Genomic DNA, 23,494 nt, shown 5'->3' on the forward strand with positions numbered 1-23,494 from the left:
TCTCTCAAAAGTCGATGTAATAGGCCAGCGTCGATCAAAAGTGGGGTGGGCTGTCAGGCGTAGACGGCCTGCAGCCAGTCCTCGAGGGACTTCTGCTCGGCGGCGGCGTCGGCGTTCGCGTCGAAGTGGTGCACGGCCACGCCGACCGGCGCGCCGAACGCGTTGCGGCCGAAGAAGCGGTACAGCGCGTCGTGGGTGCGCAGCCCGACGAAGTTCGGGTGCAGGTAGTCGACGACCGCCTCGGTCTGCCCGCCCGGCAGCGCGACCCGGACCGTGTCGTCCTGCTTGCTCTGCCCGGTCAGGCCGAGCGCGCCGCGCAGCGTGGTGAAGCCGTCGGGCGAGTTCGACGCCGCCGGGGCGTCGGCCGACAGGTAGACGACCGGGCGGCGGCTGAAGTGGGCCAGGTACTGCCCGAGGGTGTGCAGGTAGAAGTCGGTGTGCTGGTCGGCGCCGTCGTACTGGTTGTCCCAGTCGTCGGTGAACACGCCGCTGTGCACGTACCGGAACCAGGTCTTGCCGCCGTCACGGCCCTCGACGGTGTGCTCGACCTGGTTGAACCAGCCGTTGTCGCCGTCCATCCGGGAGGCGAGGCGGTGCGGCGGGTCCCACTCGGCGACGGTGCCGCCGAACGCGGCCGCCCCGCCGACGCGCGGCTCGAACTCCATCGGCCACAGCCAGCCGCCGTTGCCGGTGGTGACGGCGTCCCAGTATTCCTCCGGGGTGGTCCGCAGCTCGCCCTCGCGAACGATCTCGAACTTCTTGCCCATGGTGCTACTCCTTCTCGGTGTCTTGCTCAGTCAGTGGGGTGCCGTCCGCGCGCGGCAGCAGCAGGCTCGGGTGCAGCCCGACGACCAGCCGGTGCCGGCGGCCGCCGGTGGCGCTCCCGTCGTGATAACGGCTGACCAGGGCGGCCAGGGTCTCGGTCAGCTCGGCCGCGAACGCGGCCCGGTCGCCCGCCGAGGCGAAACGGATCTCGCTGTCCACCGCGAACGTGGCCAGCGGCCGCCGCGCGGCCCGCGCCCCCGTGATCAGCTCGCCGACCTCACGCACCAGCCGCGACGCCAGCGCCAGCAGCCAGCGAGCCGACTGCTGGTCGGGCGAGCGCTCCGGATCGGGCGCCACGGCCGCGAACGCCGCAGGCGAGATCACGTAGGACGCCGCGGTCGCCCGCAGCACCCGCTCCGTGCAGTTGCCCTTCCGCCGCTCCTCGACCAGTTCGATGAGCCCATGGCTCTCCAGCGTCCGCAGGTGGTGGTTGACCTTCTGCCGGGTGAGCCCCGCCTGCGCGGCCAGCGTGGTCGCCGACCCCGGCACAGCCAGCGCAGCCAGCAACCGGGCCCGGACGGGGTCGAGCGACACCTCGGCCACGGCCGGGTCGTCGATCACGGCGACTTCGAACATGCCCCCACCCTCCCACCGACAACAAAAGTTGTCAAGGAGGGTAACGCGGTCGGTGGCGGCCGCGACGGTCCTGCACTTTCCCGGAAAGTGCACGAATCAGCCTCGCCAAAGCCGCACTTTCCCCGAAACTGCAGCCGGACACGGACACGGACACGGACGCGGACACGGACGCGGACACGGACACGGACACGGACAGCTCGCGTTCCGGTGTGCTGGCCTTCGTGGGCGGCGTCGGCGGCCGGGTGCGTGGCATGAGCGCCCCGTTCGCGGGCGCGGGCCGGGCGCGGGCCGGGCGCGTGGGGGAGCAGGGTCAGGCGATGGACTCGCGGAGGAGGGTGGCCAGGCGGCGTACGCCCTCTTCGAGGGTGTCGGGGTCGAGGCCGCTGCAGGACAGGCGTAGCGAGTGGGTGCCGCCGTCGGTGTAGAAGAAGCTCATGGGGGTCCACAGGACGCCGTGGCGCGAGGCGGAGACCTCCAGGAGCTTCTCGTCGGCGGCGATGGGCACGTCGACCACCGCGAAGAAGCCGCCGGCGGGCAGGTTCCAGGAGATGCCGGCCTCGTCGCGCCACGGGGCGGGCAGGTGTCGGTCGAGGGCGTCGAGCAGGCGCAGCAGGTTCCGCCGGTAGAACGCGATCTTGTCCACATTGGCGGCCTTGAGGCTGCAGCCCGACTCCACCAGCAGGCCGCCTACCACGGCCTGCGCGATGGGGGACGTGTTGACCGTGATCATGCTCTTGATCGCGGACAGTTCCTCGGCCAGCAGGGTGCGGTGCCCAGTCGCGTCGACGACGGTCTGGTCGGCGACCAGGAAGCCGATGCGCGCGCCCGGGAAGCACGACTTGGCGAACGAGCCCAGGTAGATCACGCGCTGTTCGCGGTCGAGGGACTTCAGCCGGGGCCGGGGCCGGTCGTCGAGCCCGAACAGGCCGTACGGGTCGTCCTCCAGGATCAGCAGATCCTCGGCGGCGGCGACGTCGAGCAGCGCGTGCCGGGCGGGCAGGTCCAGGCAGCGGCCGGACGGGTTGGCGAAGTCGGGCACCAGGTACAGCGCGCGGGGGTGGCGGCCCTGGGCGCGCACCGCGCGGGCGACCTCGGCGACCCGGGCCGGGTCCAGGCCGTCCGGCCCCTCCGGCACCGGCACCACGTCGATGTTCAGCACCCGCGCCGCGCCGGTGATGCCGACGTAGCACGGCTCGGCGGCCAGCAGCACGTCGTCGGGGCCCGCACACAGGCCGCGCAGCGCCATGACCATCGCCTCCTGGCAGCCCGCCGTCACCGAGATGGCCTCGGCGGGCACCTCGATGCCCTCGTCGACGGCGAGCATGCGGGCGATGAGCCCGTGGATCTGGCCGTTGGTGCGGCCGTACTGCATCAGCGCACGGCGGATCTGGTCCGGGGTGCTGCCCTGATCGCCCAGATACGCGACGTACACGTCGAGGTAGCGGGCGATGTCGGCGGTGTCGTAGAAGCCCTCGTACGGCCGCCCGGCGGCCAGCGAGATCGCGTCGGGGTAGCGCCCGGCGACCTCGTTGAGGAAGTTCATCGAGGCGGCGACGGGGTCGCTGACCGAGGCGTGCATCGCCTCCTTGACCAGCTCCACCGGTCTGCCGTCAGTTCGCGACTGCGGGGCTCGCTCCGCTCGCTTCACCATGGGCCAACTCCGTTCAGGCGTCGCGGCGGTCGGGCAGGAGCACCGCATCACGGCCGATGTCGGCCAGTCGCGGCCGCCCGGCCAGCGCCATCGTGTGTTCCAGCTCGCCGGTGAGCATGGTCAGCAGCCCGGCCACGCCGTCGGCGCCGTCGACCGCGAGCGCCCACAGCGCCGGGCGGCCGACGAGCACCGCGCTCGCGCCGAGGGCCAGCGCCACGAAGACGTCGCGGCCGTGGCGTACGCCCCCGTCGAGCAGCACCGGGCAGCGGCCCGCGACCGCCGCGACCACCTCGGGCAGCGCGCGCAGTGCGGGCACCGCGCCGTCGAGCTGGCGTCCGCCGTGGTTGGACACGATGAGCGCGTCGACGCCGTGCTCGACGGCGCGGTCGGCGTCCTCGGCGGTGAGCACTCCCTTGAGCACCAGCGGCAGGTCGGTGCGGCCGCGCAGCCAGGCCAGGTCGGCCCAGGTGACGGTCTGGTCGAAGGTCTGCGCGGCGTGCGCGGCGATGGCGGAGGCACCCTCGCGGTGTTCGTGCGTGGTGGCCATGAGCGCGTCGTCGAGGTTGACCGCCCGTACCTCGGGGTCGACGGCGAAGCCGTTGCGCTGGTCGCGCAGCCGTTGCCCGATGCGTGGCGCGTCGACGGTCAGCACCAGCGCCCGGTAGCCGGCGTCCTGGGCCCGGCGGGCCAGCTCGGCGAGCACGGCGCGGCGGCGCAGCCAGTACAGCTGCAGCCAGAGCGGGCCGGCCGCGGCCGCGGCGATGTCCTCCAGGCTGCGGCTGGCGAAGATGCTCACCACGAACAGCGCGCCGTGGGCGCCGCGGGCCGTGGCGACCTCGCCGTCGGGATGGGCCAGCCGGTGGTACGCCGTCGGCGCGATGCCGACCGGTGTGGCCAGCGAGTCGCCGAGCAGTTTGCCGGCCGTGTCGCAGACCGAGACGTCGACGAGCACCCGGGGCCGCAGCTCGGCGCGGTCGAACAGCCTGCGGCCGGCGCTCAGGGTGAGCTCCGCGCCGCTGCCGCCGTCGATGTAGTCCCAGACGTCCGCGGGCAGCCGGGGCCGGGCGAGGGCGCGGTAGTCGTCGGTGCACAGGATCGGCAACGGACCTCCACAGCTTCGTACCCGTCCGCGGCCCACGCTAAAGGAATCGATCGACGCCGCACAATACTCAGCGATCTTTATGAAGTGATTGTCGTAAGAATGATTTAGGTACCGATTTCGATGGGTGACATCCACGATGTGTCGGCACCGCGACACTCATAGCCGTCTATTGGGACAGTTCACGACGAGTTTTCGGAAGATCAATATTGAGGGACTTCACTGCCGAGTCAACAATCGCTACAGTCGCTAACGCGCCACTCGAGCGCTTCGGTGACAGACCATGCAGGCATCGGAGCGCGCTGTGCCGTGCCCTTCAAGGTCCGAGGAGGAGGTGTGATCATGGAGGTTTCGAAGAAGGAGGTTGCCAAGCGCGAGGTTGCCAAGCGCGAGGTAGCCCAGCGTGAGGTCGACGGCGTGGTCGCCTGACCCGCCCCATGAACCGGGGCGCGGCCTCGCGCCGCGCCCCGGCCCCGCGGCCGCTGCCCCTGGCGGCCGCGGCATACCACGTCGTGCAGCGGCTACGCTCTGACGCCATGAGCAGGGCGGGACGCGGGCAGGACGCGCTGACGCTGCTGCGCCGCGCCGAGCACGTGCTCTTCGCCGCGCTGCTGGCGATCGGCGCCGGCGAGGCGTGGGCCGATGGTGGGCAGCGCGCAACGGTGCTGCTCACGACACTCGCGGTCGCCGTGTGGTACGCCGTGGGCATGGCGCTGTCGCGCCGCGCCGCCGGAGTCCGGATGGCGCTGCTGTGGCTCGTCGTGCTGACGGCCGGCTGGACCGTGCTGATCGCACTGTCGCTGTCGTTCGTCTGGCTCGCGTTCGCGCTGTACCTACTCTGCCTGCAGCTTCTGCCACCGCGGGCCGGCCTGCCCGGAGTGGCCGCGCTGACCGCGATCGCCGTCGCCGCGGCGGGCGCGCACCGCGGCGTCCTGGACTCCGGCACCGTGCTCGGCCCGGTCTTCGGGGCCGCCGTCGCGATCGTGATCACCGCGGTCTACCGGCGGCTGCGCCGGGAGAGCGAGGCACGCGCCGAGCTGGTCCGCGAGCTGACCGAAGCGCAGGAGCGGCTGGCCGCGACCGAGCGCCGCGAAGGCATCCTCGCCGAGCGCGAGCGCCTCGCCCGGGAGATCCACGACACCGTCGCGCAGAACCTGTCCAGCATCATCCTGCTGCTGCGATCGGCCCGCGACGCCGCCGACGCCGGTCCGCAACTGGAGATCGCCGAGCACGCCGCCCGGGGCGCGCTGGAAGACACCCGGCGGCTGGTGCGCGCGCTGGCCCCTGCCGAGCTGACCGGCCGCTCGCTGCCCGAGGCGCTCGAACGGGCCGTCGCCGACGCCCGCCACTTCGGCGTCGAGGCCCGGTTCGTGGTCGACGGCGAGACCGGCCCGCTGCCCACCCCGGTGGCCGTCGCGCTGCTGCGGGTCACCCAGGCCGCACTGGCCAACGTGCGAGCGCATGCCCGCGCGGCCACCGTCGTGGTCACCCTCGCCTTCCAACCCGCGGCGGTACGCGTGGACGTCGCCGACGACGGCGTCGGCTTCGACCCGCGGCACCCGGCCGCGTCGCCGTCCTCGGGCACCGGCCTGGGCCTGTCGGCGATGAGCAGCCGCCTCGCCGAGGTCGGCGGCGTGCTGGTGGTGGAATCGACCCCAGGCGAGGGCACCGCCATCAGCGCCACCGTTCCTCTGCCGGCTCCGGATCGCTCGGCCGGCGTGTCACCGGCCTCCGGCCGGGCCGGCGCGGTGCCGGTTGACGCGGTGCCCGCCGACGTGACGCAGGCCGGGGAGACGGCCCGGATGCCTGGCCCGCCACCCGTCGTCGCGGGGGAGGCCAGGCCGTGATCAGCGTGCTGCTGGTGGACGACCACCCGATCGTGCGGGCCGGGTTGCGCGCGGCGCTGGACGCCGATCCCGGGCTGCGCGTGGTCGGCGAGGCGTCCGGCGGCGACGAGGCGGTGCGCCTGGCCAGGGAGCTGCACCCCGATGTGGTGCTGATGGATCTGCAGCTCGGTCCGGGCATCGACGGCGCGGCGGCCACTGCCCGGGTACGCGAACTGCCCGAGCCGCCCCGGGTGCTGATCCTGACGACATACGACAGTGACGCCGACATTCTGCGGGCGATCGAGGCGGGTGCGATCGGCTACCTGCTCAAGGACGCCGAACCGGCGGACCTGCTGCGGGGGCTGCGCGCCGCGGCGGCGGGGGAGACGGTGCTGGCCCCGTCGGTGGCGACGCGGCTGGTGTCGCGCGAGCGCGCCCCGGGGATCAGCCTGACCCCGCGCGAGGCCCAGGTGCTGCAACTGGTGGCGGGCGGCCACTCCAACTCCGCGATCGCCCGCCAGCTGTTCATCAGCGAGGCCACCGTCAAGTCCCACCTGGTGCAGGTCTTCGCCAAGCTGGGCGTGGACAACCGTACGGCCGCCACCGCCGAGGGCCGCCGACGCGGCGTCATCCGCTGAGCCCGCCGTGCCAGGCCGCGGCGCGGACCCGACGACGAGTCGCGGCGCGGCTGTCGGCAGCCCCTGTCACGTGGATCGTTTCCGGTTCGATACGTGCGCGGTGTTGCCGCGCCGCCGGACCGGCCGCACAGTGACGCCATGCGATGGGCACGGGTGGCGCTGACGCTGTTGCTGGTGGGTGGGCTGGCGGCCTGCCGGTTGTCGGGCGAGCCTGTGACCTACGAGGTGACCGGGGTCAAGAACGGTGGCCGGGAGCTGGTCGCCGTGTACGTGGAGAGCAGCCGGGCTGACCGCAGCGGGTGGTGGAACGTCGACCACGACGGGCGCATCGAGGGGATGGCCGAGCGGGTCTTCCTGATCCGGCCGGTGCCCGCCGACTGCGCGGTGCAGGTGTGCTACCGCGTGTCGCCCGGCCTGCTGCGGGTGGAGTCGGGCGGCGACGACACCGGCTGGACCACCGCGTGGGAGATCACCGGTGCCGACTACGACCAGCTCGCCGCGGGCTACCCGGCGCTGGGGGACCGGGCCGAGCACCTGTCGTCGAGGTCGATCGTGGTGCGGGAGGTCACCGGCGGCCACGTGGTCTTCGTCGCCAACGGCCGCGACGGGCTGCTCTACCGCTCGGTCAACGGGGTCTGGCACCGCCTGGGCATCCCGAGGGGCGGCGAGGGCTGGTATTTCGAGGAGCCGTCGCGCCTGGCCTCCGAGCCGCCGCCGGCCGATCCGTCCTGGATCGTGGCCGTGCTCGTGGCCGCCGTGCTCGGTGTTGCCGGCGTGCTCATGATGGCGGTCCGGCGGATGCGGCGCGCGTCCGACGTCAGGCTGACCGTGGGCACGGCGGTGGGCGGCGGGCTGCTGTCGTACGGCGCCTGCCTGGTTCCCGGCGCGGGCATGTTCCCGTCCGCGATGTACGCCATGATGTTGATCGCCATGATCGTCACGGTCGGCCTGCTGGTCGTGCTGCTGGGTGTCGGCCGGGGAGCGCCGCTGCGCCGGTGATCCCGGCGGTGCGGTCGGCGGCGTGCCACCGACCGCACCGGCGTCATGGCAGGTCGGTCTGCGCCGCCACGTCGCCATGTGTTCTCCCCGTTCCCATGCCTCCAGGACGCTCCGGTGGTGCCCGGAGGTAACACCCGGTGCGCCCGGATCGGCCGATCATGGAAGGGTGGACCTGCGGCGGCGACCTCGCGGCCGGGAACGGAGCGGAACATGCGGGTCAGTATCGCCAGCGAACCGTCCATGCCGGGCGCGGTCAACCTGGACTGGGCCGGGGCGCATCCGCGGCTCGCCGTGGTGCTCGACGGGCTGACCGAGAGCCCGCAGACCGGCTGCGCCCACGGCACCGCCTGGTACGTGGCCCGCCTCGGCGCGCGGCTGCTGCGCCGGCTCGACGGACCGACACCACTGGCCGACGGCCTCGCCCTGGCCGTCGAGGAGGTGGCCGCCGAGCATCCGCGCTGCGATCTGCGGCATCCGGGCTCACCCGGCTCGACCGTGTCGATCGTGCGGCAGACGCCGCAGGGCGCGGAGTATCTGGTGCTCGCCGACTCCCCGGTGGTGCTGGACGCCGAGGACGGCCCGGTCGCCGTCATCGACGACTCGTGGAAGGCGCTGGCGACGCCCGACCTGGCCGCCGCGGCCGAGCGCGGCACCCGTGCCGACCTGGCCCGTTTCATCGCCGACCAGCAGTCCCAGCGCAACACTCCGGGCGGTTACTGGATCGCCCGCACCGAGCCGGAGGCGGCCGGGTACGCGCTCACCGGCATGGTTCCCGGCGTACGCGGCGCGGTGCTGGCCTCCGACGGCGGGGCCCCGCTCGTCACGGACTACGGCCTGCTGGACTGGCGTGGTTATCTTGATCTCGGCTACCGGGAGGGCCCGGCAGGGATCATCGCGGCGACTCGCACCGCCGAGCGCGGCGACCCCGACCGGATCCGCTGGCCACGCCAGAAGGTCAGCGACGACGCCACCGCCGCGGTATGCCTGTTCGACACCACCAGGGAGGAAGGGACAGTGTCATGACCGAGAGCCTGTACTCGGGCGAGAGGTTCACCGACGAGGAGTCGGCCTTCCTGCGCCACGTCAGATTCGGCGAACTCCCCGTCCGCCCCGCCCCCGAGGACCTCGTCGCCGAAACCGAGTCCGAAACCGACCCCCGCCCCGACACCCCACCCACCGTGAACCCCGCCATCCAGGGCTGACCCCGCCGGCGCGGGCGTCAGCGGCCGTGGGAGGTGCGGGAGCGCTGGACGAGGGCGTCGATGACCACGGCGGCGAGCAGGACGGTGCCGGTGACGATGAGGCGTACGTCGGAGGACAGGCTCAGCAGTTCCAGGCCGTTGGCGATCGAGCCGATGACGAGTGCGCCGAGCAGGGGGGCGTAACGGCGGGTGCGGCCGCCGAACAGGCTGGTGCCGCCGATCACGGCGGCGGCGATCGCGTTGATCAGCGTCTCGCCGCTGCCGGACTGCTGGTTGGCGAAGCCGAGCCGCATCGCCGCGACCACGCCGCTGACCGCTGCGAGGGTGCTGCACAGTGCGAACACCGAGATGCGGATCCAGTCGACGTTGATGCCGGCGCGGCGGGCCGCCTCGATGTTGCCGCCCACGGCGAAGATCTTGCGCCCGTACGCCGTCCGTCGCAGCAGCCAGTCGAAGAAGACCACGACCAGCACCATGAACACGAAGGTCCACGGCACCCCGCGGTCCAGGTAGAGCTTCGCGACGATGAGCTGGAGCAGCACGAACAGGATCACCGCGACCGCGATCGGCAGCCACAGCGGGATGACGGGCAGCTCGGCGGCGGCCCGGCGACGCCGGGTCAGCAGGCTGAACAGCAGGTACAGCACCGGCACCAGGGCGGCCAGCCCGATGGCCAGCCAGCCCGGTACGAAGGAGAACTGCGCCCAGCGTACGAGCGTGCCGGCCGGGGGCAGGTTGATGGTGCCCTGCTCACCGAGCACACGCAGCTGCACGCCCTGCCAGATGAGCAGGCCGGCCAGCGTGACGATGAACGACGGTACGCCGATCTTGGCGAAGATGGAGCCCTGGATCGTGCCGACCAGCGTGCCGACGAGTACCGCGACCAGCACCGCCAACAGCGGCCCGAAGCCGTGGTCGACGTGGGTGACCAGCAGTACGGCCGCGGCCAGCCCGCTCACCGAGCCGATGGACAGGTCGATCTCGCCGAGCATCAGCACCAGCGTGATGCCGGTGGCCATGATGCCCAGCGCGGCGATCTGCAGGCACAGGTTGACCAGATTGAACGCGTTGAGGAAGGTCGGGTTGAGGCTCTGGAACACGATCACGATGAGGATCAGCCCGATGATGATCGGCAGCGAGCCGATGTCTCCGGTACGCAGCGTCTGCAGCCAGCCGCCGACCGCCTCCTTCGGGGTGCTCAGCTCCGTCGCCGGGGTCGGCGGCGGCACCGCCGGTTCCGTCACGGGGTCCGTCATCAGGCGCCGCCCTCCGCCGAGCCGGCCGCCAGCGGGTCGTCGCCGGCGGACTGCTCGCGCAGCCGGGCCACCCGCTCGGAGACCACGTTCTGGGTCGCTCCGGTGATCGCGGCGATGATCTGCTCGTTGGTGACCTCGTGGATGCGGAACTCGCCGTTGTTGCGACCGAGCCGCAGCACCGCCACCCGGTCCGCGACCGCGCGCACGTCGACCATGTTGTGGCTGATCAGCACCACGCCCAGGCCGCGGTCGCGCAGCCGCTCGATGAGGTTGAGCACCTGCGCGGTCTGCGCCACGCCGAGCGCCGCGGTGGGCTCGTCGAGCAGCACCACCTTCGGGTCGCCCAGCAGCGATCGGGAGATCGCCACCGTCTGCCGCTGCCCGCCGGACAGCGACGCGACGGGCAGCCGCACGCTGGGGATGCGCGCGGCCAGCTCGCGCAGCAGCTTGCCGCTGCGCCGCTCCATCTCGACCTCGTCGAGCGCCGCGCCACGCCGCAGCTCCCGCCCGAGGAACAGGTTGTTGACCACGTCCAGGTTGTCGCAGAGCGCCAGATCCTGGAACACCGTCGCGATCCCGAGCTCCTGCGCCGCATGCGGCGACTCGACGCGCACCTCGCGCCCCGCGAACGTGACCGTGCCGGTGTCCGGCGGGCTCACCCCGCAGATCGCCTTGACCAGTGTGGACTTGCCCGCCCCGTTGTCCCCGACGAGCGCGACCACCTCACCCGCGTACACATCCAGATCCACCTCGGTCAGCGCCTGCACCGCACCGAACCGCTTGCTGATGCTCCGCATCGCCAGGATCGGCTCCCTGACCCCACTCACCGCCCACCCCCTCAAGAAAGGAAGGGCACCTTCACATCGCTATGCGTAGAGGAAGGTGCCCTTCTTAACGCTTGTCAGGTCAGGCCGGCGGCCTGGCAGGCGGCGGAGTACGACGAGGTGCAGATCTGCTCGATGGTGTAGAGGTTGTCGGCGACCACGGTCTCCTTGACGTTCTCCTTGGTCACCGCCTGCGGCTCGAGCAGGAACGACGGCACGTCGACCGCGCCGTTGTTGACGGTCCGGTCGGTGCTCGGCTTCTCGCCCTTGACCAGCGCGACCGCCAGTTCGGCGGCCTGGTCGGCCTCGGGCTTGAACGCCTTGTAGACGGTCATGTACTGGTCGCCGCCAATGATGCGCTGGATCGCGGCGAGCTCGGCGTCCTGGCCGGTGGTGGGCGGCACGGGGGTGATGCCCGCGGCCCGCATCGCCGAGATCGCGCCACCGGCGGTGCCGTCGTTGGCGGCGTACACCCCGACGAACCCGTCCTTGCCGAGCTGCGCGATCTGCCCCTCCATGAACTTCTGCGCGTTCTCGGGCTTCCACTCGGGCGTGAAGAAGTCGGGCGTCGGCACGGTCTTGAAGCCGGAGTTGTCCAGCGCCGAGTGCGCGCCCTTGTTGAACAGCTTCGCGTTGTTGTCCGTCGGCGATCCGTTGATCATCACGATGTCGCCGGAGGTCTTGCCCAGCTCCTTGAGCCGGTTGACCAGCGTCTCGCCCTGCAGTTGGCCGACGCGCTCGTTGTCGAAGGAGATGTAGTAGTCGACCGGCGCGTTCTGGATGAGCCGGTCGTACGAGATCACCGGCACGTTCTTCGCCTTCGCCAGCGACACGATGGTCGCCGCCGCCGCGCCGTCGACCGGGTCGAGCACCAGCACCTGTGCGCCGTTGTTGAGCGCGGCTTCGGCCTGCTGCTGCTGGCGGCTCTGGTCCTGCTGGGCGTTGCTGTAGATGATTTCGCAGTCCGCGCACAACTCCTTGACCTTGGCCTCGAACAACGGCCGGTCGTGCTGCTCGTACCGGGTGGTCTGCGACTCGGGCAGGAGCAGCGCGATCTTGCCGCCGCTCGCCGTGCCACCGGAGTCGCCGCTCTCGCAGGCGGCGGCGCCGACGGTGAGCAGGAGTGCTGTGGTGATGGCGACTGCCAGGCGCCGCGAGGACATGCGAACCTCCTTCACGGCCGGCTCGCCGGGCGTGTCGGCACGGATAGGCGAATACGAGAGATCCTATAACTCACCTATTCCGTATATGTCCCAGTTCGCGAATTCTCAGCCGATCGTCAGACTTGCCAGGCAGATGGGCGAAAGTGCGCCCAAGATACGCACAGCTGCCTGGCAACTCCGACGTTCACGGCGCTCCGCGCCCGCCCGTCAGGCGGGCGCGCCCGACGGAGGCGATCGGCCAGGAGGGCGCGAGCGGCTGGCCGTCAGGCGGTGGTGACCTCGATCTGGAGTTCGGTCACGCCGTTCTCCGGGTTGTCCGGGAGGTAGTCGAGGTAGACCTCGCGGTGGTAGCCGACGGGCCGGTAGCCGTTGCTCTCGATCCACTCGGCTATGACCTGCAAACTTGCCATGACGTCGTCCATCGGCCCGCGGTGGATCAGCGTGGCGGCCTGGATCTCGGGCAGGTCCACGACGGCGAAGTCCGCGCCGGGCCGCGGGCCGTCGGCCACCGGCATGGCCGCGTGCACGACGACGGCGTCACCGTCGGCCTCGTAGTACGCAACGGCCGGCCCGCCGACCGGCACGACCCCGGCCTCGTCGAGACGGAGCATCAGCTCGGGGTAGAGCGGTGAGATCACCGGTCCGATCTGCTCTGGACCGTATCCCTCGGCGAGGCCGGTGAGCTCGGCGACCCGGATCGGGGCGATCTGCTTGACGGTGACGTCCTGGGTGGCCATGTGGCCCTCCTTCTCGATCATCCGGAGCCTCGCCTCGACCATGGCCAGCCGCGCGGTGTCCGCCGCGACCTGCGCGGCGAGTTCCTCGCGGCGCAAGCGCAGCATCCCGCGCAGCTCCGCGACCGGGACCTGGTCATCCAGGATCGTCTGCACCTGCTGCAGGGTGAAGCCGAGGCCCTTCAGCGCGACCAGCTTGTTGAGCCGCCACAGCTGGTCGGCGCGGTAGAGCCGGTATCCGCTGACCGGGTCGACGGAAGCGGGCGGCAGCAGCCCGAGCGCGTCGTAGTGGCGCAGCATGCGGACCGACACACCGCCGAGTTTGGCGAAGTCTCCGATGGTGAACATGTCGAGAACCACCCTGGGGGCTGACATCGTGTCAGGGTCAAGCCCATCCTGTCCCAACCGCCGGACGGCAGGTCGGACGAACGGTCCGCCGGAGCGGGCGGCGTACCCCGAACAGGCGAGTGGCCCGGATCAGCGATGATCCGGGCCACTCGTCGGGGGAGGGATGGGGGTATGGGGATGGGTGGTGCGCCGCCCGCCGGGCGGGCGGGTCTCAGCAGGAGGTCTGGATCCCGCGGTCGGCCAGCCAGCCGTCCGGGTTGATCTGGTTCCACATGCCCTTGTGCACCTCGAAGTGCAGGTGCGGGCCGGTGGAGTCGCCGGTGGAGCCCTCCAGGCCGAGGACGTCGCCAGCCTTGACCTTGTCACCGACCGACACCTTGTCCTGCGACATGTGGGCGTAGTGGGTGAGGTAGCCGTTGTGGTGGTCGACCACGACCGAGATGCCGTATCCGCTGTACGCCCAGCCGGTGCTGACCACGGTGCCGGCGCCGACGGCGCGGATCGGGGTGCCGTTCGGCATGGCGAAGTCGATGCCGGCGTGCAGCACACCCCAGCGCTGGCCGAAGCAGGACGTCACCTGGGCGCCCTTCATCGGGCTCAGCCACGCCGGCCGGGGGGCGGCGGCGGGCTTCGGCGCGGCCTTGACGGTGGCCGGCTGCGGCTTGGTCACGGTCGGCTTCTTGGGCGGTGTGGTGGCGGGCTTGGTCGTGGTGGTGCCCGCCGGGGGGGTGGAGCGCTGGGATCGGCTCGCATCGTCGGCGACGGCCTGCCGCTCGGCGAGCGCGTCGAAGGACGCCACGCTGGTGATCGCCTTCGCGGCGTCCGCCGGCGTGGGGTCGTTGTCGCTGGCGTTGGCAGCGCCGCTGATCAGGCCGAAGGCGCTGACACCCGCGAGTGCGGTGACGGCCAGTGCCTGGCGGGAGTGCCGGGCGAGGCCTCCGCGAACCATTCCGCCGGTCTGGGCGAGGCGGTCACGGCTCTTGTCGAGGGTGCCGGGGACGCTGTGCTTGCCACGTTTGAAGTAAGTCACGGGGGTTGGGGGCCTTTCCGTCATCACCTTTGATTCGGGATCGCCCATACTGCCTGCTCAGTGACTGGACTCACCAGCGCAGCCAGGAATCATCTGCCCTGATGGGTGAACTTTCCTCCCCTTCTGGAGGCTTACTGGCCGGTTCATCACGTCTTGCGACTCTGTGATCTGCATCACACCATGTCCGAATTGCTGGCATTTTCCCCTACGGGATCGCCTCAGGGAGGTGTTGTTTTATCCCATCAAAGCTCCATCCAGAGGACTAAATCGCCACTAAATGGAGCTTTGATCTTGGGGGAATTTTCAGGCCAGCATGACCGGCAGCTGATCGAGACCGCGTAGCAGCGCTCCGGGACGCCAGATCAGCTCGTCCAGCGGCTGCGCGGCGCGCAGCTTCGGGAAGCGGTCCAGCAGGCCGTTGAACGCGATCTCCCCCTCCAGCCGGGCCAGCGGCGCGCCGAGGCAGTAGTGGATGCCGTGGCCGAACGCCAGGTGCTGGTTGTCGGCCCGGGCCGGGTCGAAGCGCTCGGGGTCGGCGAAGGTCTGCGGGTCGTGGTTGGCCGACAGCAGGCTGACCATGACGATCGCCCCGGCCGGCACGGTCACGCCGTCGAACTCCACCGGCTCGGTGGCCAGCCGGAAGGTCGCGGTCTTGACCGGGCTCTCGTAGCGCAGGAACTCCTCGATCGCGGGGGAGACCAGTTTGCGGTCCGCGCGCAGCCGCGCCAGTTGCTCAGGGTGGCTCAGCAGCAGGTAGACCCCGTTGCCGATGAGGTTGACGGTGGTCTCGTGCCCGGCGATGAGCAGCAGGAACACCAGTGAGGTCAGCTCGTCCTCGGTCAGCCGGTCGCCCTCGTCGGCCGCGGTGACCAGCGCGGACAGCAGTGCGGAGTCCGGCTCGGCGCGCTTGCGCGCCACCAGCGAGCGCACGTACGCGTTCATCGCCGTCGCGGCCGCCAGCGGATCGCCCTGCACGAGCGCCCCGGCGATGATCGTGTTGGACCACTCCCGGAAGCTGTCCCGGTCGTCCATGGGCACCCCGAGCAGCTCGCAGATGACCTGCAGGGGCAGCGGGAAGGCGTACTCGCCGATCAGGTCGACCTCGTCGCGCCCGGCCAGTCCGTCGAGCAGTTGGTCGGAGATGCGCTGCACGTCGGGGCGCAGGTCGGCGATGCGCCGGGCGGTGAACACCGAGGAGACCAGGCGGCGCAGGCGAGTGTGCGCCGGCGGGTCGTTGCTGAGCATGTGCGAGTCCATCGCGGCCCGCAGTTCGTCCGGCCAGCCGCTGCTGGACCGGATGGGGTTCCCCCTCATGTTCTTGCTCAGGCGCGGGTCGTTCAGGGCCCGGCGGGCGTCGTCGTACCGGGTGATCAGCCAGGCGGTGAGGTTCTCGGCCAGCTGGATCTCGTGCGCGGGGCTCTCCTCGCGCAGCCGTGCGTAGACCGGGTGGGGGGTGGACGTCGCTTCAGGACCGAACGGATGCATGGGTCGAACGTTAGCAATCTATGTCCGTTTCGGCGGTCCCTTTCGGGTCTCGCCGAATGTCGCCCGTTCGTGGCGGGATGCGCGGTCCTGCGCGTGGGAACGCTCCCCGAAAACCGTGCGAACGGCACAACTGTCGATACCTGTGCCATACGTCACCAGCTCCTCCTAAATTCCCTGAGCGGCCGTTAAGGTCCCGCGCAAGACTGGTTGTCGAGGTCACTACGCGGGAGGTCGCAATGACGAAGTACGTGTACGACTTCGCCGAGGGGAACAAGGACCTCAAGGATCTGCTCGGCGGCAAGGGCGCGAACCTCGCCGAGATGGTGCGGATCGGGTTGCCCGTGCCCCCCGGGTTCATCATCACGACCGAGGCCTGCCGGGAGTACCTCACCGCGGGCAGCCCGCCCGTCGAGCTGGCCGCACAGGTCGGCACGCACCTCGCCGCGCTGGAGCAGAAGATGGGCCGCCGCCTGGGCGACCCCGCCGACCCGCTGCTGGTCTCGGTGCGCTCGGGAGCCAAGTTCTCCATGCCCGGCATGATGGAGACGGTGCTCAACGTCGGGCTGACCGATGCCAGCGTGCACGGGCTGGTCGCCCGCAGCGGCAACGAGCGCTTCGCCTGGGACTCGTACCGCCGGCTCATCCAGATGTTCGGCAAGACCGTCTGCGACGTGCCCGGCGACGCCTTCGAGCATGCCATGGACCAGGTCAAGGGCGAGCGCGCCGACATCGACCTGGACGCCGCCGAGCTGCGCACCCTGGTGGACACGTTCAAGGCGATCTTCGCCGAGCACACCGGGCGCGACTTCCCGCAGGACCCGCGCGAGCAGATGGACCTCGCCGTCAATGCCGTCTTCGACTCGTGGAACGCCGAGCGGGCCGTGCTCTACCGCCGCCAGGAGCGCATCCCGGCCGACCTGGGCACCGCGGTCAACATCGTGGCGATGGTCTTCGGCAACCTCGGCCCCGACTCCGGCACCGGTGTCGCCTTCACCCGCGATCCGGCCACCGGCGCCCGCGGTGTGTACGGCGACTACCTCGCCAACGCCCAGGGCGAGGACGTGGTGGCCGGCATCCGCAACACGGTCGGGCTGGCGGACCTGGAACACCTGGACAATAAGTCGTTCGACGAGCTGATGGGCATCATGTCCAAACTCGAGGGCCACTACCGCGACCTGTGCGACATCGAGTTCACCATCGAGGCCGGCAAGCTGTGGATGCTGCAGACCCGGGTGGGCAAGCGCACCGCGGCCGCGGCCTTCATCATCGCCTCGCAGCTCGTCGACGAGGGCATGATCGACCTGGACGAGGCGCTGCGCCGGCAGAGCGGGGCGCGCCTGGCCCAGCTGATGTTCCCGACCTTCGACGAGGCAGCCGTCGACAAGCCGATCGCCAAGGGCATCGCGGCCTCGCCCGGCGCGGCCGTCGGGCACGTGGTGTTCGACAGCGTCCAGGCCGCCGAGCAGGCCGCCAAGGGGCAGAAGGTCATCCTGGTGCGCCGGGAGACCAACCCCGACGACCTGCCCGGCATGATCGCGGCGCAGGGCATCCTGACCAGCCGCGGCGGCAAGACCTCGCACGCCGCGGTGGTGGCCCGAGGCATGGGCAAGACCTGCGTGTGCGGCGCCGAGTCGGTCGAGGTGGACCTCGCCGGCAAGCGGTTCACCGTCGGCGACGTCACCGTGTCCGAGGGCGACCTGATCTCGATCGACGGCACCACCGGGGCGATCTACCTCGGCGAGGTGCCGGTCAAGCCCAGCCCGGTGGTGCGCTACTTCGACGGCGAGCTGCCCGCCGACGCGGACACGCTGGTCACCGCCGTACACCGCATGCTGGCCCATGCCGACGAGCGGCGGCGGATGGCGGTGCGCACCAACGCCGACACCGGCTCCGACGCCGCACGCGCCCGCCGCTTCGGGGCGCAGGGCATCGGCCTGTGCCGCACCGAGCACATGTTCCTCGGCGAGCGCCGGGCCATGGTGGAGCGGCTGATCCTGGCCGACGGGGACGACGAGCAGCAGCGCGCGCTGGACGCGCTGCTACCGCTGCAGCGCGACGACTTCGTGGAGATCCTCCGCGCGATGGACGGGCTGCCGGTCACCATCCGGCTGATCGATCCGCCGCTGCACGAGTTCCTGCCGCCGCTGGAGGAGCTGGCCGTCGAGGTGGCGACCGCGAAGGAGCCCGACCCGCACCGGCAGGCGCTGCTGGCCGCGGTGCACCGGATGCACGAGCAGAACCCGATGCTGGGCCTGCGCGGCGTACGCCTCGGCCTGGTCATTCCGGGCCTGTTCGGCATGCAGGTGCGGGCCATCGCGCAGGCCGCGGCCAAGGTCCGCGCCGAGGGCGGCGACGCCCGTCCGGAGATCATGGTGCCGCTGGTCGGCGCGGTCCAGGAGCTGGAGGCGGTACGCGCCGACGCCGAGCGCATCCTCGCCGAGGAGGGCATGGCCGGGACGCCGATCGGCACGATGATCGAGGTGCCCCGGGCGGCGCTGACGGCGGGCCAGATCGCCGAGGCGGCCGACTTCTTCTCCTTCGGCACCAACGACCTGACCCAGATGGGCTGGGGCTTCTCCCGCGACGACGTCGAGGGCTCGTTCTTCAGCCGCTACCTGGAGCTGGGCGTGTTCGGGGTGTCGCCGTTCGAGACGCTGGACCGCGACGGCATCGGCCGGCTGGTGCGCATCGCCGTGCAGGAGGGCCGGCAGGTCCGGCCGAACCTGAAGATCGGCGTCTGCGGCGAGCACGGCGGCGACCCCGAGTCGGTGCGCTTCTTCGACGAGGTGGGTCTGGACTACGTGTCCTGCTCGCCGTTCCGCGTCCCGGTCGCCCGCCTGGAGGCAGGCCGCGCGGTGCTCTGACCTCCAGCCCGAGGGGAAGGGCACCTTCTGCAACGGTTGGCGATGTGCCGAGCCGCTGCTCGTCTCGCCGACGCGGGCCGACGGTGCCCTTCCTTTCTGTCGTGCGGGTTTACAGGTGGTGGCAGACGGGAATCGGGGGGCGTACGCTTTCGGCACTCTGTCCACACCGGCAGGAGGCGGCGATGGGGCTGCGCTGGCATGGCACCGCAGTGGACGCCGGAGATCCGGCGCGGCTGGCTCGCTGGTGGGCTGAGGTCCTCCACTTCCAGATACTGGAGGAGCGGCCCGACGCGGTGGCGATCGCGCCCGACCAGGCGACTTATCCGGGCATGCTGTTCGTGCGCGCGCCCGCGGCGAAAGTCGGCCGCAACCGGCTGCAGGTGGAGCTGGACTGCGACGACCTGACCGCCGACATCGAGCGGCTGATGGACATGGGTGCACGCCATGTGCCGGTGGAGGCGTCGAGCACGCCGTGGACCCTGCTGGCCGACCCGGAGGGCAACGAGTTCCGGCTGCGCCCCCGGCCGTGATTCCCGAGCGCTGAAAGTTCCATCGCGATGAGTCGATATGGGAGCGTTTCCATGGGTCATCGGGTAAGTGCAGGTCATTGACGCTTCACATGCGCGTTACATCCGGCTACATTGGTCCGCAGTTGTGGGAGCGCTCCCGCACACCTTCCGCCCGATCACTCACCGTGCCTGGCCGCCGCGTCGGGCGGGGCAGGACGCGCCCACGTCCGCCCCGCGCTGTCCCGTCGTGGCGCGTCCCGGTGCGGCTCCACGTACGAGGAGTCCCGCCATGCCCGATGCACGACCACACTGGGGACGCCGGCTGGCGGCGACGGCTGCCGCGGCGCTGACCGCGGCGACCTTCGCCGTCGCCGTCAGCCCCGGCCCGGCCGCCGCCGCTCCGTCCTTCAACTACGCCGAGGCGCTGCAGAAGTCGCTGTACTTCTACGAGGCCCAGATCGCGGGCCCGAAGCCCGCCTGGAGCCGGGTCTCCTGGCGCGGCGACTCCGCCATGAACGACGGCTCGGATGTCGGCCTGAACCTGACCGGCGGCTGGTTCGACGCCGGCGACCACGTCAAGTTCGGCTTCCCGATGGCGTTCACCACGACGATGCTGGCCTGGGGTGCGGTCGAGTACCGGGCCGGCTACGCCGCCTCCGGGCAGCTCACGCAGCTGCTGAACAACCTGCGGGTGCCCAACGACTACTTCATCAAGGCGCACCCGTCGGCCAACGTCCTCTACGGACAGATCGGCAAGGGCGACGACGACCACAAGTGGTGGGGTCCGGCCGAGGTGATGCCGATGGCGCGGCCCGCATACAAGATCGACGCGACCTGTGGCGGCGCGGACCTGGCGGGGGAGACCGCGGCCGCGATGGCCGCCTCGTCGATGGTGTTCCGGCCCACCGACCCGACCTACGCCGACACCCTGGTCACGCACGCCAAGCAGCTCTACACGTTCGCCGACACGGTGCGTCAGACCTACCACTCGTGCATCACCGACGCGACGAGCTTCTACCGGTCGTGGAGCGGTTACGCCGACGAGCTGGTGTGGGGTGCGATCTGGCTCTACCGGGCCACCGGTGACTCGTCCTACCTGGCCAAGGCCGAGGCTGCCTATGACAGCCTGGGCACCGAGCCGCAGACCACCACGCGCTCCTACAAGTGGACGCTGGCCTGGGACAACAAGCAGTTCGGCGCGTACGTGCTGCTGGCCAACCTGACCGGCAAGCAGAAGTACGTCGACGACGCCAACCGCTGGCTGGACTACTGGACCGTCGGCGTCAACGGCGAGAAGATCCGCACCTCGCCCGGCGGCATGGCGGTGCTCGACAGCTGGGGCGCGCTGCGCTACGCCGCGAACACCTCGTTCGCCGCGCTGGTCTACAGCGACAAGACGACCGACACGGTGCGCAAGGCGCGCTACCACGACTTCGCGGTCCGGCAGATCAACTACGCGCTGGGCGACAACCCGCGCAACTCCTCGTACATGATCGGGTTCGGCGCGAACTCGCCGAAGAACCCGCACCACCGCACCGCGCACGGCTCGTGGTGGGACAGCATGACGGTGCCGGTCGAGACCCGGCACGTGCTGTACGGCGCGCTGGTCGGCGGCCCGTCCTCGCCCGACGACGCGTACAAGGACGAGCGCAACGACTACGTGATGAACGAGGTCGCCACGGACTACAACGCCGGTCTCACCTCCGCGCTGGCCCGGCTGTCCCAGGAGTACGGCGGCACCCCGCTGGCCGGCTTCCCGGGCGTGCAGGCCCCGGACATGGACGAGATGACCGTCGAGACCACGCTGACGGCCGACCTGCGGGAGACCCGGGTCAAGGCGATCGTCTACAACAAGTCGGCGTTCCCGGCCCGCGCGCTGACCACGGCGAAGTTCCGCTACTACTTCACCCGTGACGACGCGAGCGCGGTCGTGGTGACCTCCGGCTACACCCAGGGCTGCCCGTCGCCGAGCACGGCGAAGCAGGCCCAGGGCAACCTCTGGTACGTCGAGGTCGACTGCACCGGATACGCCATCGCACCGGCCGGGCAGTCCCAGCACCGGATGGAGGTGCAGTTCAAGGTCGGCGTCGGCGAGGGCGGCACCTGGAGCCCCGCCAACGACCCGTCGTACCTGGCCACCGCGGGCGTCAACCCGGGCGTGCCGCTCTACCACGGCGGTGTGCGGATCTGGGGCAACGAGCCCAGCACCACCCCCGACACCACCGCGCCGAGCGTGCCCGGCACACCGAGCGCGTCCGGCGTCACCACCACCGGCATGACCCTGGCCTGGGCGGGCTCGACCGACACCGGCGGCAGCGGCCTGGCCGGCTACGACGTCTACCGCGAGGCGGGCGCGACCGACGTGCTGGTCGGCTCGCCGACGGCGGCCACGCTGTCGCTGACCGGGCTCACCCCGAACACCTCGTACACCCACTACGTGGTGGCCAAGGACGGGGCAGGCAACCGCTCGGCGGCATCGACCCCGGCGACGTTCACCACGCTGATCGCCGACCCGGTCGACACCACCGCACCGACCACACCGGGCACACCTGCCGCGTCCGCGGTGACCTCCAGCGGTCTCGCCCTGACCTGGACCGGATCCACGGACAACGTCGGCGTGACCGGATACCGGGTCTACCGCGAGGCTGGTGCCACGGACGCACTGCTGGCCATGGTCACCGGGACCACGTACGCGGTGTCCGGGCTGACCGCCGCCACGGCGTACCAGTTCTACGTGGTCGCGGTCGACGCGGCGGGCAACGCCTCGACGCCGTCGAGCGCGGTGTCGGTCACCACGCTGCCGAACAGCCCGGCGGGCAGCTGCCAGGTCACGTACGGCAGCAACGACTGGAGCAACGGCTTCACCGGCAACGTGACCGTCAAGAACACCGGCACGGCCACGATCAACGGCTGGACGCTGCGGTTCTCGTTCACCGCCGGGCAGCAGGTCACCCAGTCCTGGTCGTCGAAGTACACCCAGACCGGCGCCGACGTCGCGATCACCAACGAGAGCTGGAACGGCACGCTCGCCCCCGGGGCGTCCACGTCGTTCGGCTTCAACGCCACGCACACCGGCAGCAACCCGCGGCCGGCGGCGTTCACCGTCAACGGCGCCACCTGCACCATCGGGTGACGTCCTCCGGCCCGCGCCGCCGCCAGGGGGTGGCGGCGGCGCGGGCACACCGGTCCGACCATGCCGGCGGCCATCGGGGTCTGGCCGCCCGGGGCTGCTGTCCGCCCCGGCCGCTGCCTGAGCCCTGAGCCCTGAGCCAGCGAAAGGGGGCACGCGGCGGTCGCGTGCCCCCTTCGTTCGGTTCCGCGTCAGCAGCGGCGTCCGCGGTTGATGCAGTCGGTCGCGAACGTGATCAGCTGCGCGGGCATCACGTTGACGAAGTCGGCGTGGTCGGTGAGCGGGTTGTGGTTCTGCTCGGGGAAGGTGTCCAGCGCGAACGTCCGTCCGCGCGGCACGCTGTAGGTCAGCGTCATACGCAACTGGGCGATCGGCTTGGTGCCCTCCGGGCAGCGCCCGTCCGAGGCGGGGAAGAGCACGTGCGCGCGGTGGTTGGCACTGTCGGTGTTGACGCCGTCCCAGCAGCTCGGGAAGTCCAGGATGCGCTGCACCTGGCTGCCCCGCGGGCACAGCGGGTACTTCGTGACGCGGCGGTTGGTGAAGCCGGTGCAGGTCCACTGCGCCTTGGCGTTGGCCGGGCCGTTGGTGACGGCCTTCGCATCACCGGTGATCAGCCGGATGAACTCCGGCATCGGGGAGACCTTCGCGAACCGGTTGCCGCGGAACTCCAGCCGCACCGACGCCGGACGCAGGATGCGGCCGATGTTGCCGTCGTTGCCGCCGCCGTCGGCGGTCGCGTCGTTGCCCACCGTGCCACGCTGGCGCAGCACCGGCCAGTAGTAGGTGGAGCGGTCGTTCCGCTGGCAGGTGGTGCCCGCCGCGGCGAGGCTCTCGTTGGTGGAGTTGCCGTCGGCGGACAGGTTGCCGACATAGTCGTGCGTGTGGTGGGCGCCGTTGAACACACCCGGCGCGACGATGAAGTTGTCAGGGTTGCGGTGGTCGTTGAGGTTGCGGCCGCACAGCGAGGTGAACGTGCCCGCCGAGCCCGTCGCGGTCGCCCGGCGCTCGCGCACGTTGGGCTCGACCGAGCGGATGTCGACGAAGTCGCCGGCGACGGGTGGGCCGGTCGGGGCGTGGCAGCGTGCGGGCGCGCGCGGCTTCGTGCACTCGGCGTCGGGGCCCTGGTCGTTCGGGATGCGGGCGGCCGCCGCGAGCGCCGCCGGGACCTCGGCGGCGGGTTTGGCGCCGTCGCCCGTCGCGGCCTGCGAGACCTGGCTGATGGTGGCCAGCACGGTCGCGGCGATCAGCACGATCACCGCGGCCAGTAATCGCACCGCGCGAGGTTCCATCCGGTGCCGGGGGGAGTGAGTGCGTGCCATGGCGTGTCCTTCCGAA

At 71.1% G+C, this 23,494-nt stretch carries 19 protein-coding genes; 8 read left to right on the forward strand and 11 right to left on the reverse strand.

Translation table 11 applies throughout. From position 1 onward, the window contains the following. Positions 1 to 53: 53 nt before the first annotated feature. From FLL47_RS06385 to FLL47_RS06405, 4 genes are all read right to left on the reverse strand, one after another. Positions 54 to 767 carry an SRPBCC family protein gene (locus FLL47_RS06385; protein ID WP_144119499.1) on the reverse strand — a complete coding sequence of 238 codons (714 nt, stop codon included), beginning with the start codon at positions 765 to 767 and terminating at the stop codon, positions 54 to 56. A 4-nt stretch (positions 768 to 771) separates the two neighbouring features. Continuing rightward, the gene (locus FLL47_RS06390; protein WP_144119500.1) at positions 772 to 1,401 is read right to left on the reverse strand and encodes an ArsR/SmtB family transcription factor; all 630 of its coding nucleotides are present in this window, start codon (positions 1,399 to 1,401) and stop codon (positions 772 to 774) included. 310 nt (positions 1,402 to 1,711) lie between these two features. After that, positions 1,712 to 3,052, reverse strand: coding sequence for an aminotransferase-like domain-containing protein (locus FLL47_RS06400; protein ID WP_246157600.1), 1,341 nt, complete (start codon positions 3,050 to 3,052; stop codon positions 1,712 to 1,714). A gap of 13 nt (positions 3,053 to 3,065) precedes the next feature. Beyond that, positions 3,066 to 4,148, reverse strand: coding sequence for an alpha-hydroxy acid oxidase (locus tag FLL47_RS06405; protein WP_246157632.1), 1,083 nt, complete (start codon positions 4,146 to 4,148; stop codon positions 3,066 to 3,068). 539 nt (positions 4,149 to 4,687) lie between these two features. Here FLL47_RS06405 and FLL47_RS06410 point away from each other — a divergent pair. The 5 genes from FLL47_RS06410 to FLL47_RS06430 all read left to right on the forward strand — a co-directional run bounded on the left by FLL47_RS06410 (position 4,688) and on the right by FLL47_RS06430 (position 8,816). Beyond that, a complete protein-coding gene (locus tag FLL47_RS06410; protein WP_144119501.1) occupies positions 4,688 to 5,998 on the forward strand; it encodes a sensor histidine kinase in 1,311 nt (436 codons plus the stop codon). After that, a complete protein-coding gene (locus FLL47_RS06415) occupies positions 5,995 to 6,615 on the forward strand; it encodes a response regulator (RefSeq protein WP_144119502.1) in 621 nt (206 codons plus the stop codon). The genes FLL47_RS06410 and FLL47_RS06415 overlap by 4 nt, the downstream gene beginning before the upstream one ends. A 138-nt stretch (positions 6,616 to 6,753) precedes the next feature. Then, the gene (locus FLL47_RS06420; protein WP_144119503.1) at positions 6,754 to 7,614 is read left to right on the forward strand and encodes a hypothetical protein; all 861 of its coding nucleotides are present in this window, start codon (positions 6,754 to 6,756) and stop codon (positions 7,612 to 7,614) included. 210 nt (positions 7,615 to 7,824) lie between these two features. Continuing rightward, positions 7,825 to 8,637, forward strand: coding sequence for a hypothetical protein (locus FLL47_RS06425; RefSeq protein WP_144119504.1), 813 nt, complete (start codon positions 7,825 to 7,827; stop codon positions 8,635 to 8,637). Then, on the forward strand, positions 8,634 to 8,816 hold the full coding sequence (locus FLL47_RS06430) for a hypothetical protein (protein WP_144119505.1): 183 nt from the start codon (positions 8,634 to 8,636) through the stop codon (positions 8,814 to 8,816). Before FLL47_RS06425 ends, FLL47_RS06430 begins: the two co-directional genes overlap by 4 nt. Before the next feature lie 17 nt (positions 8,817 to 8,833). Here the strand turns inward: FLL47_RS06430 and FLL47_RS06435 are convergent, their stop codons facing one another. From FLL47_RS06435 to FLL47_RS06460, 6 genes are all read right to left on the reverse strand, one after another. Continuing rightward, the gene (locus tag FLL47_RS06435; protein WP_144119506.1) at positions 8,834 to 10,072 is read right to left on the reverse strand and encodes a sugar ABC transporter permease; all 1,239 of its coding nucleotides are present in this window, start codon (positions 10,070 to 10,072) and stop codon (positions 8,834 to 8,836) included. Then, positions 10,072 to 10,869, reverse strand: a complete 798-nt coding sequence (locus FLL47_RS06440; RefSeq protein WP_186315598.1) for an ATP-binding cassette domain-containing protein — start codon at positions 10,867 to 10,869, stop codon at positions 10,072 to 10,074. The genes FLL47_RS06435 and FLL47_RS06440 overlap by 1 nt, the downstream gene beginning before the upstream one ends. 104 nt (positions 10,870 to 10,973) lie before the next feature. Beyond that, positions 10,974 to 12,059, reverse strand: a complete 1,086-nt coding sequence (locus FLL47_RS06445) for a sugar ABC transporter substrate-binding protein (protein ID WP_144119507.1) — start codon at positions 12,057 to 12,059, stop codon at positions 10,974 to 10,976. Positions 12,060 to 12,322: 263 nt separating this feature from the next. Continuing rightward, on the reverse strand, positions 12,323 to 13,141 hold the full coding sequence (locus tag FLL47_RS06450; protein WP_144119664.1) for a MerR family transcriptional regulator: 819 nt from the start codon (positions 13,139 to 13,141) through the stop codon (positions 12,323 to 12,325). A 211-nt stretch (positions 13,142 to 13,352) separates the two neighbouring features. Next, positions 13,353 to 14,171 (reverse strand): M23 family metallopeptidase, encoded by an 819-nt coding sequence (locus FLL47_RS06455; RefSeq protein ID WP_246157602.1) that lies wholly within the window; start codon positions 14,169 to 14,171, stop codon positions 13,353 to 13,355. Between the two features lie 303 nt (positions 14,172 to 14,474). Beyond that, positions 14,475 to 15,656: a cytochrome P450 family protein gene (locus tag FLL47_RS06460; RefSeq protein WP_144119508.1), complete on the reverse strand. Its 1,182-nt coding sequence runs from the start codon at positions 15,654 to 15,656 to the stop codon at positions 14,475 to 14,477. A gap of 236 nt (positions 15,657 to 15,892) precedes the next feature. Here FLL47_RS06460 and ppdK point away from each other — a divergent pair, with 236 nt between their 5' ends. From ppdK to FLL47_RS06475, 3 genes are all read left to right on the forward strand, one after another. Next, a complete protein-coding gene (gene ppdK / locus FLL47_RS06465) occupies positions 15,893 to 18,520 on the forward strand; it encodes a pyruvate, phosphate dikinase (protein WP_144119509.1) in 2,628 nt (875 codons plus the stop codon). Between the two features lie 182 nt (positions 18,521 to 18,702). Beyond that, on the forward strand, positions 18,703 to 19,050 hold the full coding sequence (locus FLL47_RS06470) for a VOC family protein (RefSeq protein WP_144119510.1): 348 nt from the start codon (positions 18,703 to 18,705) through the stop codon (positions 19,048 to 19,050). Between the two features lie 268 nt (positions 19,051 to 19,318). Continuing rightward, the gene (locus tag FLL47_RS06475) at positions 19,319 to 22,162 is read left to right on the forward strand and encodes a glycoside hydrolase family 9 protein (RefSeq protein WP_144119511.1); all 2,844 of its coding nucleotides are present in this window, start codon (positions 19,319 to 19,321) and stop codon (positions 22,160 to 22,162) included. A gap of 188 nt (positions 22,163 to 22,350) precedes the next feature. On the opposite strand, the gene FLL47_RS06480 is transcribed toward FLL47_RS06475, so the two are convergent. Continuing rightward, on the reverse strand, positions 22,351 to 23,478 hold the full coding sequence (locus tag FLL47_RS06480) for a DUF1996 domain-containing protein (RefSeq protein ID WP_144119512.1): 1,128 nt from the start codon (positions 23,476 to 23,478) through the stop codon (positions 22,351 to 22,353). Positions 23,479 to 23,494: the final 16 nt, after the last annotated feature.

The sequence above is a fragment of the Catellatospora sichuanensis genome (genome assembly GCF_007483665.1).
Classification (GTDB): domain Bacteria; phylum Actinomycetota; class Actinomycetes; order Mycobacteriales; family Micromonosporaceae; genus Catellatospora; species Catellatospora sichuanensis.